This is a genomic window from Lysobacter claricitrinus (assembly GCF_045866565.1).
Lineage (GTDB): Bacteria > Pseudomonadota > Gammaproteobacteria > Xanthomonadales > Xanthomonadaceae > Cognatilysobacter > Cognatilysobacter claricitrinus.
Window position 1 is genome coordinate 127,100 of record NZ_BAAFZV010000003.1, and the last position, 13,011, is coordinate 140,110.

General features: G+C 65.1%; 16 protein-coding genes. 5 read left to right on the plus strand and 11 right to left on the minus strand.

The window, feature by feature from the left end; all coding sequences use genetic code 11:
- Nucleotides 1–132: 132 nt before the first annotated feature.
- The 4 genes from ACKTTN_RS12405 to ACKTTN_RS12420 form a co-directional block, all read right to left on the minus strand.
- Nucleotides 133–603: a YehS family protein gene (locus tag ACKTTN_RS12405; RefSeq protein WP_407910209.1), complete on the minus strand. Its 471-nt coding sequence runs from the start codon at nt 601–603 to the stop codon at nt 133–135.
- Between the two features lie 109 nt (nt 604–712).
- On the minus strand, nt 713–1,495 hold the full coding sequence (gene ppk2, locus ACKTTN_RS12410) for a polyphosphate kinase 2 (protein WP_407910210.1): 783 nt from the start codon (nt 1,493–1,495) through the stop codon (nt 713–715).
- A 148-nt stretch (nt 1,496–1,643) separates the two neighbouring features.
- Nucleotides 1,644–1,832, minus strand: a complete 189-nt coding sequence (locus ACKTTN_RS12415) for a CPXCG motif-containing cysteine-rich protein (RefSeq protein WP_407910211.1) — start codon at nt 1,830–1,832, stop codon at nt 1,644–1,646.
- A gap of 142 nt (nt 1,833–1,974) precedes the next feature.
- Nucleotides 1,975–2,505, minus strand: a complete 531-nt coding sequence (locus ACKTTN_RS12420) for an RDD family protein (protein WP_407910212.1) — start codon at nt 2,503–2,505, stop codon at nt 1,975–1,977.
- A gap of 350 nt (nt 2,506–2,855) precedes the next feature.
- Between ACKTTN_RS12420 and ACKTTN_RS12425 the strand changes: the two genes are divergently transcribed.
- Complete coding sequence (locus ACKTTN_RS12425) at nt 2,856–4,541, plus strand: GspE/PulE family protein (protein ID WP_407910213.1); 1,686 nt, start codon at nt 2,856–2,858, stop codon at nt 4,539–4,541.
- Between the two features lie 102 nt (nt 4,542–4,643).
- On the opposite strand, the gene ACKTTN_RS12430 is transcribed toward ACKTTN_RS12425, so the two are convergent.
- Nucleotides 4,644–5,276, minus strand: coding sequence for a hypothetical protein (locus ACKTTN_RS12430; protein WP_407910214.1), 633 nt, complete (start codon nt 5,274–5,276; stop codon nt 4,644–4,646).
- A gap of 41 nt (nt 5,277–5,317) precedes the next feature.
- Here ACKTTN_RS12430 and ACKTTN_RS12435 point away from each other — a divergent pair, with 41 nt between their 5' ends.
- Both ACKTTN_RS12435 and ACKTTN_RS12440 read left to right on the plus strand, forming a co-directional pair.
- Nucleotides 5,318–6,160 carry an N-acyl homoserine lactonase family protein gene (locus ACKTTN_RS12435; RefSeq protein ID WP_407910215.1) on the plus strand — a complete coding sequence of 281 codons (843 nt, stop codon included), beginning with the start codon at nt 5,318–5,320 and terminating at the stop codon, nt 6,158–6,160.
- A 239-nt stretch (nt 6,161–6,399) separates the two neighbouring features.
- Nucleotides 6,400–6,684 carry a hypothetical protein gene (locus ACKTTN_RS12440; RefSeq protein WP_407910216.1) on the plus strand — a complete coding sequence of 95 codons (285 nt, stop codon included), beginning with the start codon at nt 6,400–6,402 and terminating at the stop codon, nt 6,682–6,684.
- 431 nt (nt 6,685–7,115) lie between these two features.
- On the opposite strand, the gene ACKTTN_RS12445 is transcribed toward ACKTTN_RS12440, so the two are convergent.
- On the minus strand, nt 7,116–7,469 hold the full coding sequence (locus ACKTTN_RS12445; RefSeq protein WP_407910217.1) for an FKBP-type peptidyl-prolyl cis-trans isomerase: 354 nt from the start codon (nt 7,467–7,469) through the stop codon (nt 7,116–7,118).
- Nucleotides 7,470–7,630: 161 nt separating this feature from the next.
- On the opposite strand from ACKTTN_RS12445, the gene ACKTTN_RS12450 reads away from it, so the two are divergent.
- On the plus strand, nt 7,631–8,170 hold the full coding sequence (locus tag ACKTTN_RS12450) for a lipocalin family protein (protein WP_407910218.1): 540 nt from the start codon (nt 7,631–7,633) through the stop codon (nt 8,168–8,170).
- A 165-nt stretch (nt 8,171–8,335) separates the two neighbouring features.
- Nucleotides 8,336–8,791, plus strand: a complete 456-nt coding sequence (locus tag ACKTTN_RS12455) for a hypothetical protein (RefSeq protein ID WP_407910219.1) — start codon at nt 8,336–8,338, stop codon at nt 8,789–8,791.
- A gap of 374 nt (nt 8,792–9,165) precedes the next feature.
- On the opposite strand, the gene ACKTTN_RS12460 is transcribed toward ACKTTN_RS12455, so the two are convergent.
- The 5 genes from ACKTTN_RS12460 to ACKTTN_RS12480 form a co-directional block, all read right to left on the minus strand.
- Complete coding sequence (locus ACKTTN_RS12460; protein ID WP_407910503.1) at nt 9,166–9,708, minus strand: DnaB-like helicase C-terminal domain-containing protein; 543 nt, start codon at nt 9,706–9,708, stop codon at nt 9,166–9,168.
- Entirely contained in the window at nt 9,698–10,507 is an 810-nt protein-coding gene (locus ACKTTN_RS12465; protein ID WP_407910220.1) for a toll/interleukin-1 receptor domain-containing protein, read from the minus strand. The genes ACKTTN_RS12460 and ACKTTN_RS12465 overlap by 11 nt, the downstream gene beginning before the upstream one ends.
- A 95-nt stretch (nt 10,508–10,602) precedes the next feature.
- Complete coding sequence (locus tag ACKTTN_RS12470; protein ID WP_407910221.1) at nt 10,603–11,310, minus strand: ImmA/IrrE family metallo-endopeptidase; 708 nt, start codon at nt 11,308–11,310, stop codon at nt 10,603–10,605.
- A gap of 44 nt (nt 11,311–11,354) precedes the next feature.
- The gene (locus ACKTTN_RS12475; RefSeq protein WP_407910222.1) at nt 11,355–12,080 is read right to left on the minus strand and encodes a TSCPD domain-containing protein; all 726 of its coding nucleotides are present in this window, start codon (nt 12,078–12,080) and stop codon (nt 11,355–11,357) included.
- Nucleotides 12,081–12,195: 115 nt separating this feature from the next.
- The gene (locus tag ACKTTN_RS12480) at nt 12,196–12,948 is read right to left on the minus strand and encodes a hypothetical protein (protein WP_407910223.1); all 753 of its coding nucleotides are present in this window, start codon (nt 12,946–12,948) and stop codon (nt 12,196–12,198) included.
- Nucleotides 12,949–13,011 lie beyond the last annotated feature (63 nt).

Here is a 13,011-nt window from a genome sequence, read left to right on the forward strand (position 1 = left end):
CGTCGCATGTTCGCCGTCGCCGACGTGGATGGCACATTTCCGATCCGCCGCTGTGCGTACGCGGCAGCACCGGATGTGCGAAGCCGGCATCGTGCCGCGTTGTTTTCGACTAAACGCGACGGTTGGCTGTCGTCAGCCGCCGCGCACCCGCAGCGTCAGCCCGCGCAGGAAGTAGCGCAACAGCTGGTCGCCACACAGGCGGAAGTTCTTGTGGCCGGGCTGGCGGAACAGCGCGGACAGCTCGGGTTTCGAGATGGGATGCCCGGCGGCAGCGAACACCTCGTGCATGTCGACGTCCTTGAGCTCGAACGCCACGCGCAGTTTCTTCAGCACCGCGTTGTTGTTGACGCGCTTTTCCGGCGCACGCGGCACGGCGTCCTCGCGCGGGCCGCGGCAGTGGATGACCAGGCCATCGAGGAACAGCCCGAGCAGGCGGTCGTCGAAGTCGGCGAAGCCCGGCTCATCCTCCTTGCGCAGGTAGGCCTGCACGTCGGCTTTCTCCAGCACCACGCCCGGGTCCGCCATCTGGACGAGGTTGGCGACGTGGGCGTCGCTGAGGTCGAGCATGTAGCGCACGCTGCGCAGGACGTCGTTGTTGATCATGGGAATGCACCGCGCAGGGCTGAAATACCCGCGCAGCATAAGGGACTCGTCGCGCGGCGATCGCACGTTGGCCGCCGCTGGTCACCCGCCGCGACCGCCGGCGGGCGCCTCAGTGCGGTAACGGGAACGATGGAATCGGCTGCACCACGCCGTAGGTCTCGCGCGCGGGTTTGCCGGTAAGCGGCGGCAGTGCGAGCACCGCTTCGCTGTATCGCGCGCCCGGCATGCGGTCGAGCAGGTCGCGGATCAGCGTCAGGCGGCCGCGTTTCTGGTCGTTGAAATCGACCAGCGTCCACGGCGCCTGCTTGGTGTGCGTGGCGAGCAGCATGGCGTCGCGCGCGTCGGTGTAGGCCTGGTAATGCGTGCGCGCCTGCAGGTCGATAGGCGACAGCTTCCAGCCCTTGAGCGGATCGTTGCAGCGTTCCTCGAAACGTTGTTCCTGTTCCTTCTGGTCGACACACAGCCAGTACTTGAACAGGTGGATGCCGTCGTCGACGAGCAGGCGTTCGAACAGCGGCGCCTGTCGAAGGAAGGCGTCGTACTGCGCATCGGTGCAGTAACCCATCACCCGCTCCACGCCGGCGCGGTTGTACCAGCTGCGATCCATCAGCACGATCTCGCCCGCCGCCGGAAGGTGCGCCACATGGCGCTCGAAATACCACTGCGCGGCTTCGCGATCGGTCGGCTTGGGCAGCGCGACGACGCGACACTGGCGCGGGTTGAGATGCTCGGCGATCGCCTTGATCGCACCGCCCTTGCCCGCACTGTCGCGCCCTTCCATCAGCACCAGGACGCGACCACCGCTATGCAGCAGCGACTGCGAGAGCGCGATGAGTTCCAGTTGCATCGGCTTCAGCAGGTCGCGGTAGGCGCTCTTTTTCAGCTGGCTCATGGCGGTCTCGGCGAGGGCGGTGCGGGTGGGGGTGGAGGATGGCGTCGCGGCTGTGCTCGGGTGGTGGCGCGTCCGACGGGTCCGGCTTCGGTGCGTGCACGCCTGGAGCGCCACGCGTCGAGTCTTCTGCGTGCTGGCGCGCCTGCGCCTAGGCGTCCGACTCGGACTGCACGTGCACGTCCACGTCGTCGTCGCCGTGCACCTCGAGGAGCACCGTGATCGGCCGGCAGCAGACCTGGCAGTCCTCGATGTAGCGCTGCGAGCCGCCGCTGCTGTCGAGCACGAGGTCGATGGGTTCACCGCAATACGGGCAGCTCACTTCCCGGGTCGACAGCATGGCGTGCTCCTCAGCGTGTGCGTGGATCGTCCGTCTTGCAGGCGAGTCTGCGGTCCACGACGTGAGGGTTGCTGCGTGGTGATCACCGCGGTCGACCTCATCATGCTGCGGCGACCGCCTGCGTCGCAGCCGTTCCAGCGCGTCAGGAAACGCCGGGAAGCGGTGGCGGCTCGGCGCGGGCGACGTCGGTGGTTGCCGCCGGCGCCCGTCCGCGCAGGTCGCGGTCGAACAGCACGTAGGTGCCGGCGACCATGTCGCCCAGGCGCTGCTTGTGTCGCGACGCGATGACCGCGATGCCGGCCGGTATGCCGCCGGCGAGCACCGGGTTGACCTCGATCAGACGGAACAGTGTGCGCACGACGGCCTGGCCCAGCGAGGGGCGACCGCCTTCCGCGTTGACGACGCGCGTGAATGTCAGGAACTTGCCGACCGTCTTGCCGAATACCGCTTCCATCGCCGGGAAGTAGGCCACCAGCAGGCCGAGCCACACGACGATCGTCGCCTGGTACCGCGCATTGCCGAGCACGTAGTCGGGGATGAGCAGGAACGACACCAGCACGATGAAATCGATCCAGGCGCCAAGCCATCGGCGCACCACGATCGAGGCGTCGTACCCGGCGGCGATGGATGCGGCTGGATGTGTCGGCGTGTGGCCTTGCGCGTGATTCGTCATTCGGGGTCCCCTGTTCCTGTTGTGCGCGCGTCGGTGTCGACGGCTGGGTTGCATTGTGGCGTGCCGTTCTCGCCCGTGTCTTCCGCGTGGCAAGACCAGCGAGCTGGATGTGGGCGATGGCGCGGGGAGGGCAGGGGTTCGATCCATCGCAAGAACGGACAGATCGCTTACCTCGGTCCCGGCTCGACCCGCTCGGGCTGTGCGCATCACGACAGCGACGCCCACGCCGATCAGTAACGAAACCCCGCCTGCCCTTTGTTGCCGCGTCATCACCCGTGCGAAACGTCCGCGGCCGATCATCGACCGGACGACCGCCCGCGGTCTGCTGTCCTGCTGCCCGGAAGGACGCCATGTCCAGCCTCCACCCCAGCGATGCGCTCGTGCCGGTCGTCTGCGACGCCGACCAGCTCGACGCCTACCTCGCCGCCTGCGCGGCCAGCAGGACACGGCCGGTGCTCGACGCGCTGTTGATGACGCGATCGGCCTGGATCGAGCGCGCCGCCGGCAATGGCGAGGCCGCGTGGGAGCACGCGACCAAACTCGGGCTGCCGCTGATCGACCTGATGCGCGTCCCGCAGCATCCCGACGTCAAGAAGATCTTCCCGGACACCGCCGCGCGCCGCCTGCATGCCACGCCGATCCTCAGCGCACACGGCTACCTCGCGGTGGCGGTCGATCCCGGCACCGACGAATCGATGGTGTCGACGCTCGGCTTCGTGACCAACCAGCCCGTCGTAGCGCTGGTGTCGACCACGCAGGCACGGCTGGGAAACATCGGGCCGCACGACGACCACGACGAAGACCAGCTGATCGCGTTGCAGATGGGCATCAAGCTCGGCCAGCGCGAAGCGCAGCGCGTCGAACAGGAAGACGAACTCGCCGCGAAGTGGACGATGATCCAGGCGATGCGCTCGCTGGTGGCGTCGGCCGTGCGCCTGCGCGCTTCGGACATCCACATCTCGCCCGGCCCGAAGAGCTATGAAGTGCTCTTCCGCATCGACGGCAACATGGTCCACCAGCGCAACATCCTGCGCGACGTCGCCGCGCTGGTGCTCAACCGCGTCAAGGTGTTCGCCGACATGGACATCGCCGAGCACCGCCGTCCGCAGGACGGCCGCGGCACCTACCAGCTCGACGACACGCATTCGGTCGACCTGCGCATCTCGATCATTCCCACCGTGCTGGGCGAAAGCGTAGTGGTGCGCCTGCTCGACACCGAGGAAAGCCTCAAGACCATCGACCAGATCGAGCTGCCACCTGACGACCGCGCCGTCCTCGACGAGTTGATGAGCCGCTCGCACGGCCTGTTCCTGGCCACCGGGCCCACCGGTTGCGGCAAGTCCACGACGCTGTACGCGGTGTTGCAGGAGTTGCGCCGCAAGCCGATCAACATCCTCACGGTCGAGGACCCCGTCGAGTACACGCTCACCGGCATCCGCCAGATGGAGGTGAACACCAAGATCGACGTCAGCTTCGCCAATGCATTGCGTGGCTTCCTGCGCCACGACCCCGACGTGATCATGGTCGGTGAGATCCGCGACCGCGAAACCGCGCGCATGGCGGTGGAAAGCTCGCTCACCGGCCATCTCGTGCTGAGCACGCTGCACACCAATACCGCCGCAACGACGGTGACGCGGCTGCTCGAGCTCGGCGTGGAGGCCTTTCTTCTGCGCGCCGCGCTGACCGGCGTGATGGCGCAACGATTGGTGCGCCTGACCTGCGACCACTGCCGCATCAAGGAGAACCCGGCGCCTTACTTCCGCGCCGCGCTCGGTGTCGGCGACGACGAAGAATTCACCATCGGTCGCGGCTGCGATCGATGCCACCACACCGGCGTTTTCCGGCGGTGCGCCGTGTACGAGCTGATGCGGATCACGCCAGCGATCCGTGAGCTGATCGCGCCGGGCGTCGAGGCCGACCGCATCCACGCGGCGGCGCTGGCCGGCGGCATGATTCCCATCACCCAGGCCGCCGTGCGGATGGCGCGGAACGGGAGGATTTCGCTGGCGGAGGCGTATCGCATCCGCGCGGATTGAGCGCGATGCGTCGCTGTGCCGCAGCCGTCATGCCTGCGTGTTGCAGGAAACGACGGTCAGGAGAAGGGCGTCTTCTCCGACGGAACCACGGCGTTGCCCGAACTACTTCGCTGGAGTCGCCTCGGCCGCGCGGGTCTTCTGCACGAGCTCCCTGTAGGCGTCGTCCGATGCGCGTGTCTTCCTGTCCGATGCCTCGATCGTGCGACACGACTGCACAAGCGCCTCCCGCTGAGCCGATGCCATCGTGCCGCTTCGGAAGTCGGCGACCAGTTTCGCGATCGATGGAGCGTTCGTCTGCTCCTTCAGCTGGGGCATTTGTCGCGTGGCTGCGAAGCACGACGGATTGTCGTCGCGGTAGCGGGCCAGCACGCGATCGAACGAAGCGCCGGTCTCCGGTGCAACCTGGCTGCAGACATGCGCCATCACCGAGATGTCCAGGGTCGCGGAAAACACGACGCGCCCCGCGCCCGCGCACTCGGGCGGCGCCTGCTGCGCCTTTAGCGTGGTCGCTTGAAGCATCGCTGCTGCAGCCACGAATACGACGTGGGACACCTTCATGGTTCGGGCCTCGATTGGCAGGGCTGCGGCCGGCGATCTGTCTAGATCACCGCGTCGGCGTTCGTCCTGTAGCAAATCGAACCGGACCCGGTTTGTCCACGCCCACGGCGCATCGCCAGCCGTCGGCCCGCGATTGCAGCGTCGCCGACCGACGCGCCACCATGCCGCGTCGTGCACGGCTCGCCGTCGCATCCCCATCCATTCCCGCCGGAGGCCGCATGTCCCAGTCCCGATCGCGCATTCCCGCCTGGCTCGCCACCCTCGCGCTATGCAGCGTCGCCGCGTCCGCACAGGCCGCCGACGTCGCACTCGCGCGGCTCGACTGCGGCAGCGAACCCGAGCCGGTCAGCGTGGCCTCGTTCTCCGACACGTTCGAGCACGAGTCGCTCAAGCTGCCGCTGACCTACAGCTGTTACGTGATCCGCCACGGCGACCGCTACCTGGTCTGGGACACCGGCAACGCGATGGACGGCGCGCCGGACGCGCCGAAGGTGTCGCTCGTCGACCAGCTCGCGCGCATCGGCGTCAAACCCGACGCGGTCGACTTCGTCGGCATCAGCCACTACCACAACGACCACACCGGTCAGGCCGCGTCGTTCCCGAAGGCGACGCTGCTGATCGGGCAGGGCGACTGGGCCGTCATCAGCGCCGACGCGCCGCCCGCGGGCGTTGACGCGAAGTCGCACGCCGCGCGGCGTGCACGCTTCACGCCGTGGTTGAGCGGTGGCGCGAAGGTGGTGCCGGTCGCCGGCGATCGCTACGACGTGTTCGGCGACGGCTCGGTGCTGATGCTCGACCTGCCGGGGCACACGCCGGGCCACCACGGGCTGCTGGTGAAGCTCGCGCAGAAGGGCAACGTGCTGCTGACAGGCGATGTCACCCACTTCCGCGAGAACTATGCGAGCGATGGCGTACCGACGTGGAACAGCAACCGCGCGGATTCGCTGGCGTCGCTGGATCGATTCAGGAAGATCGCGGGGAATCTGAAGGCCACGGTGATCATCCAGCACGATCCGCGCGACATCGCGAAGCTGCCGGTGTTTCCGGAGTTCGCGAAGTAGGCGGTCGGGTTCGATCCAATGGAGAAGGGCCGGCCGTTCGGTCGGCTTTTTTCATTGGTGACGGCGGAGATTGTGTGGGGTCTTGCGTGTGCACTAGCCGAGCGACATCGGAGCGAAGATCGAAAACCGAGCCGGACCGCTCTTTCGGGTCGGGTTCGCGTCAGGTCGTGCGCATGCACCGTGCGCGGCGGGTGGGTTTCGTTCGCGGGCTAGACTGGAGACCCGCATGGAATATCCCGATGACCGACGCGTCCGCTGAACCCCTGTACCGGCTCTATGGCGAGATGGCCGCGTTGAAAGCTGTCGTGGGCGTGATGTTGCCGTTCAGTTCACAGCCGCAGGCGCTGCTGGCGGTGATCGAATCGCTGGAACAGGCGACGCTCGAAACGCTGGGCGCGTTGCCCGAGGAACATCCGATGCGCGACGGATTCCAGGGCACGCTCGCGAATTACCGGCTGATCCTTCGGAAGTCGATCGAGGATGCGGCGCGCGCGGCCGACAGCGCGGCGAACGACGCCGGCTAGTCGTGATGGGTTGTGCGTTCGGGGCGCGTCCGCGCGCGGCGGTCGCGGCGTGAACGGGCCCGGGGTTAGGCAAGGGCGTTTCGTGCGCTGGCGTGCCTGAGTCACTTTTCCTTGCTGGTGCAAAGAATAGGCAACCAAGAACAACGCACGTTTCCCTACGGATCTACAGCTCGCGCAGACGGCGTGTCGCGAGCGCAACACTCGGTCTCCTGCTTAGCCCGCCGCAGCGCGGCGCGCGTTCGGACGCGCGCGAGCCACTTGCGACCAGTGCGCGCTCACCTGGGGTGCGACGGCCGAAGTCCTGTCGGCCGCCGTTCGGGTCTGGTGTCGTTACGCGGCCGTTGCAGCTACGAAGATCGGGAAATGGAACCTGATTACTTTCCCGTAGTCGCGGTGCAGGATCAGCGCGACGCGATCTGCTGTACCGCGCGTCAGGCGCCGAGCAACTCGACCTCGAATTTCAGCGTCGCGTTCGGCGGAATCACGCCGCCGGCGCCGCGCGCGCCGTAGCCCAGGCCGGGCGGGATGATCAGCGTGCGGACGCCGCCTTCGCGCATGCCCTGTACGCCTTCGTCCCAGCCCTTGATGACCATGCCGCCGCCCAGCGGAAAGATGAAGGGCTCGCCATGGTCTTTGCTCGAGTCGAACTTCTCGCCCTGCTGGCCGTTCTCGAACAGCCAGCCGGTGTAGTGCACGACCACGTTACGACCGGGCCTGGCTTCCGGGCCCGTGCCGACGACGGTGTCTTCGTACTGCAGGCCGGAGGCGGTGGTGGTGTAGGGCATGGGGAGTCCTGTCGGTCGATGGGATCGCACCGAAGTGTAGCGGTCAGCAGGAAACGCCCTCAGGTTCGTTCTGCTGGAAATATTGAACACGGCTTTTCCTCGCCGGGCTGTTCACGTCCGCGGAGGCAGTCTTTTCCGATTCCGACTCCTGCGAGCCCGCCATGCGCCGTATCGCCGTCTGTTTCCTCGCCGTCATGCTCATCGCCACGCCTGCAGCGGCCGCGGAACTCAATCGTCCGGTGGCCAGCGTCGATCTGCAGCGCTATGCAGGCACGTGGTACGAGCAAGCGCACCTGCCGATGTTCTTCCAGCGCGACTGCGCGCGCGACACGACGGCCACCTACACGCCGCGCGCCGACGGCCGCATCGACGTGCTCAACCGCTGCACCACGGCCGACGGCGCGCGCAAGCAGGCGCAAGGCATTGCACGACGCGTCGGCGACAGCACGTCGCAACTCGAAGTGCGCTTCGCGCCCGCCGCGCTGTCGTTCCTGCCGTTCGTATGGGGTGACTACTGGGTCGTTGCGCTCGACGACGACTACCGCTGGGCGATGGTCGGCTCGCCGGGCCGCGACTACCTGTGGATCCTCGCGCGCGATCGCGTGCTCGATGCCGGGGTGCGTGAACGGCTGGTCGAGCGCGCGCGGGCGATGGGGTATCCGGTGGAGCGGCTGGTGGTGACGCCACAGACGACACGGTGAGTCGGGTAGACCTCTGGCCGGAACTCCCCGTGGGAGCGCGCACTCCCGAATGACTGCGGAACGGGACGCTGCTCCCATCCTCGCTGACCGCGTTTCGCTCCGGCCTTGGGCCGCGCATTGGCGACGTCCTCACCCGGTGAGACGTTCGCAGCGGATCGTGTCGCGATGCTGCCGCCAATGACACGCGCCGACCTTCCCGCCACACCGCTTCCACCCGGCTTCCGCTGGGCATGGTCCGATTACGGCGCGCAGATCCATCTGCTGCATGGCGATGCGCCGACATGGGTCAGCGTCGCGGTGGTGGGCGCCACGTATTACGGGTCGTATGAAGTACTGACCGGCAAGCATCGTCGCGTGTACATGCGGCGATGCTTTTCACTGCTCCCGCGCGCGTTGGGGTTTGCGCAGCGCTGGCTGGTGCTGCGGGCGGAGGATGTCGTCGCCGAGCTGGACGGTCGCAAGAAGGATCCGACGCTTGCGCTGGATCCTGGCGAGCACGATTGGCGGGAAGTGCGGGCAGGGCGCGGACGTATGCCGCGGGGCGCCATGCGGTCGATGAATCCGCATTCGTCGAAGGGGATTTGCCGGATTGAGCGGGCTTCGAAGGGTGGGTTGGGGTAGCGGTTCGACGAGTGCCCGACTTGTGGCAGAAGGGAAATTCCGTTCGACGCGGTGAGTCGTTGCGCGCGAATGTGCGTCGGAGATCGGCGCTTAGGAGCGTTTCGTGCGCTGGCGCGCCCGAGTTACTTTTCTTTGCTGGTGCAAAGAAAAGATAACCAAAAGAAAGCACCTTCCCCGACGAATCTACAGCTCGCGACGTGCGGGCTCCTCGCGATCGCCACACTCGGCATCCTGCCTCGGGTGGCGACGGCCGACGTCCTGTCGGCCGCCCTTCGGGTCTTGTGTAAGCACGTCAGTGTGCGAGTTTCGAAATGGAACCTGATCCCGTTTCTGTTCGCGACAGCTGAGAAGTGAACCTGGCCCGCTATTCCTTGTTAATCCGGCGATCTGGTTGGATCGGGGCCAAGTGACGTCGGACTGTAGAGAGCACCTTTCTCTTCCAGGAATCGAAACTTCGCCGTTCCCGAGAAGCCGTCGATGCTCTTGGCAACGATGGTCTCAACAAGTCCATGGTCGACGCTATTCGGTCCGTAGTAGAGCTCGTCGCGATAGCAGAAGACCACTTTCGCACAAAACGTTTCAGCGCCCTGCCATTCCCTCAAGTCGCGAAATAGAGGGCGCTTATCGGCTCGACGTTCTGCTTCAGGCCCTAATGTCAGAGTGCAAAGTACAGCCTTGCTCGCTTGCCTAGCGAAATCGCACAAGCACAGGAGCACGCCACGCTCTTGATTTTGTTGTCCGGTCGTTAGGTACTCGAGGCCATCTACAAGCACGAAGTCATACGCGTCGTTGGTTGCCGCTTCCAACGTCCTTTGTAGATCTGCTAGGGACCTTATCGGTGTGTCGTCCACTGTGATGTCAGCTTCCCTCAGCGCCCGGATGGCTCCTACTACGCGCGACCAGTCTTCATCCTCCAGCTCCCCCCCTTAACAGACGTGGGCGAGATATCAGGCCAACAGCACACAGCAAGCGATTCGTATATTGGTTGGCGGCCATGTGCTGGCTGAGAACTAGTACTTTCTCCTTGCCGGTTAGCGCGGTGTGGATAGTCGCCGCGCAACCTAGATCGATATGGCCGTGTTCAGGTCTTGAGGCAACGAGGGCAACTTCGCCCCGCCAGATCCCGTCAGTCATTTCGTCGAGCTCGGCGAGACCGAATCCGATATTCGGGCGTACCTGATTGACGTAGCGGGTTTGAAGCGTGTCGAAGTTCGCCGCTAGACGTTCTGTGAGCTTCTTCGGCCGAGAAATCGAAGGTGCTTCCACGCCAGGCAGGTCACGTATTGCCTCTCGAACGCCCCGGGCGACGCTCAGCCACCCTTCGTCTTCGTTAATCCAACTTGTGATCGGGCGGCCATCGTACGGAAGGCGCTTGATGCGCTCGAAAGGTACGCCTTCAAGGTCGGTTGGGCGAACCACGATTGGTATAACAACGCAGCGACCGTTGTCATGCCGCTCAAGTGCCGTTTGTAGTTCTGTTTTGTAGCAGTAGTCCGAGGCAATGAAGTCGTGGGACACCAGAAGCAATACGACGTCTGCGTCTTTAAGTTGCGCGAGGATGGCGTCGTCGATGTGCTTACCAGGCGCGATTCGATGGTCCGACCAAATCTCGATTTCGTTGGCACGCGTGGCAGTTGCGAGTGCATTCACCAGCGCCAGCCGGTGATTTTCGTCCTTGTGGGAATAGCTGATGAGCGCTCGTACTGGGCGTTTCATGTCTTCTTATCCGACGGTCCTAACGGTCAAAAAATTAAGGCCAAGCACATCCGAAACGTGCTTGGCCTCAATCGAGCGTGTGTAGGCGACTCTACTCACGTGCCGATCAGATCGAGCTCCTCCATGCGGATCGCCATCGCCGTCGGAGAGACCTGAAACATCGACGACATCGATTGAACGTGGCGACCGCCATATGTGATCGCCTGCGCCAGTGCCAGCGAAATCCCCCGTGTGCACTTCATCGAGTTAATGACTCGCGTGATGGACGTGCAATAGAGAGCGAAGGCCGTCTCTTCAGTGAGGACGAACCGTTGGGTCAGGAAATTTTCTTCGAAGCGCTGGCGTACCTGCCTTTCGGGCATGAGAAACACGGACGCGAAGTAATCGGCTTCCAGTTCTTTCTGGCTTCGACGGGTGGTGGGCCCGTTCGAGGCGCGGTCGCGGTGAACGATGCCTTTTGGCGCGTGTAGTACTACGTGTCCGAGTTCATGCGCTGCAGTGAAGAGTTGGGCTTCACGCGATAGCTTCGTGGAGATCGTCACGACCTTCTGTTCGGGATCTAGCGTGCCGGCAATCTCCACTTGCCTTCCCTCGTCCCAGTCGACGCCAGGTGTGTCAGTGGATTCAATCTCGTAGCCCTTCGACAGCAGGGCCACACCCGGGTCCAAGACATCCATGGGATGGGCGGGAACATTGCGACGCCAAAGCTTCTGTCGATCGTTCCACATCGACATCTGGACGAAGCGCGCCTGATGCGCGATCTGAATGCGACGTTGCGGCGGTAGCGCAATAAGAGCGGCCATTTCCTTTTCCTAGCAGTAAGTGAAAGTTACTTAGCTGCTCGGGATTAGCCGCACTTGCTGTATCCGCAGTTCAGACACGTTGCACATCCATCCATCAGCACCAGCGCCTTAGTGTTGCACTTGTGGCACATGGTCGCGCTCGGCGGGAAGCTGGTGCCGTCGCCGGTGACCGACACGCTCTCGTTCGCGGCGGGCTGGCTGGCGCGTTCGTAGGCGGCGCGCTTTTCGGCGATGAGGGCGAGCTGGGCGTCGGAGAGGTCGTGGTCGACGATCATGCCGATCGACTTCAGGTGGTCTTCCACCACCGCGCCGATCTCGGCGACCAGGCTCGGCATGTACACGCCGCCGGCCTTGAAGTAGCCGCCGCGCGGGTCGAACACGGCCTTCATTTCGTCGACCAGGAAGGTGACGTCGCCGCCCTTGCGGAACACGGCGGACATGATGCGGGTGAGGCCGACGATCCACTGGAAGTGGTCCATCGACTTCGAATTGATGAAGACCTCGAACGGGCGGCGCTGCTCGTGCTCGGTGCCGGCGTTGAGCACGATGTCGTTGATCGTCACGTACATGGCGTGCTCGACCAGCGGCGTCTTGATCTTGTAGGTCGAACCGATCAGCACTTCGGGGCGCTCGAGGCGCTCGTGCATCTGGATGACGTCGGCGGTCTTGGGTTCCGCCGGGGCGGGGCTGCTGGCCTGGGCGTCGCGCGCGCGGTCTTCGGCGCTGATCACGGTGTAGCCCTTGATTTTCTTCTCGATCTTGACGGCCATCGGCCCGGTCCCCGTTGCTGCTTTCTGTTGTTGATTGATGGACGCGTCGCCGTGGCGGCGTGTCGTGGAAGCGAAGGTGCCGGCGGCGGACCGCCGGCACCGGGTGCTGCGTGGATCAGCGGCCGCGCGCGGCCGTCTTGCGTGCGCCCTTCTTGGCGGCGGTCTTGCGAGCGCCTGCCTTCTTGGCTGCCGTCTTGCGCGCGCCCGCCTTCTTGGCCGTGGCCTTGCGCGCGCCGCCCTTCTTGGCGGCGGTCTTGCCCGTGGCCTTCTTGGCGACCTTGCGCGCCGTGCCCTTCTTGGCCGCGCTCTTGCGAGCGGTGGCCTTCTTCGCTGCGCCCTTCTTCGCGGCGGTGGAGCGACGTGCGGTGGACGCGACCTTCTTGACCGCGGCGCCTGCGCGCTTGACGGCCTTCTTGGTCGCCTTGGTCACCGCCTTCTTGACCGCACGCACCTTGCGGGTGGTGGCGGCCTTCTTGCCGGCGGCGACGCGCTTGGCGGACTTGCGTGCGCCGGTCTTCTTGGTGGCGGCCTTGCGGGCCGTCGTCTTCTTGGCGGTGGCCTTCTTCGCGGTGGACTTGCGAGCACCGGCCTTCTTGGTCGCCTTCTTGGCAGCCGACTTGCGCGCACCGGTCTTCTTGGTGGCGGCGCGGGCTTCCTTGCGAGCAGCGGCAGAAGTGCGGGCGAGGCTCTTCTTCGCGTTCTTGACCGCGCGGCCGACCGCGCGCTTGGCGGTGGTGGCGGTTTCGCTGACCTTGTCGACGGCGGTGCTGGCGGTGTCGGCGATCGCGCTGCCGATGGTGCTTGCGGTCTCGGCGACGGTGCTCGCCGCGTTCGACAGCGTGGTCGTCACTCCATTTCCATTGCTCATGGGACTGCCCTCCTCGGGGCTTTGTTATGCGGAATCGGGATAACGGTGAAGCGTTATCGCGGC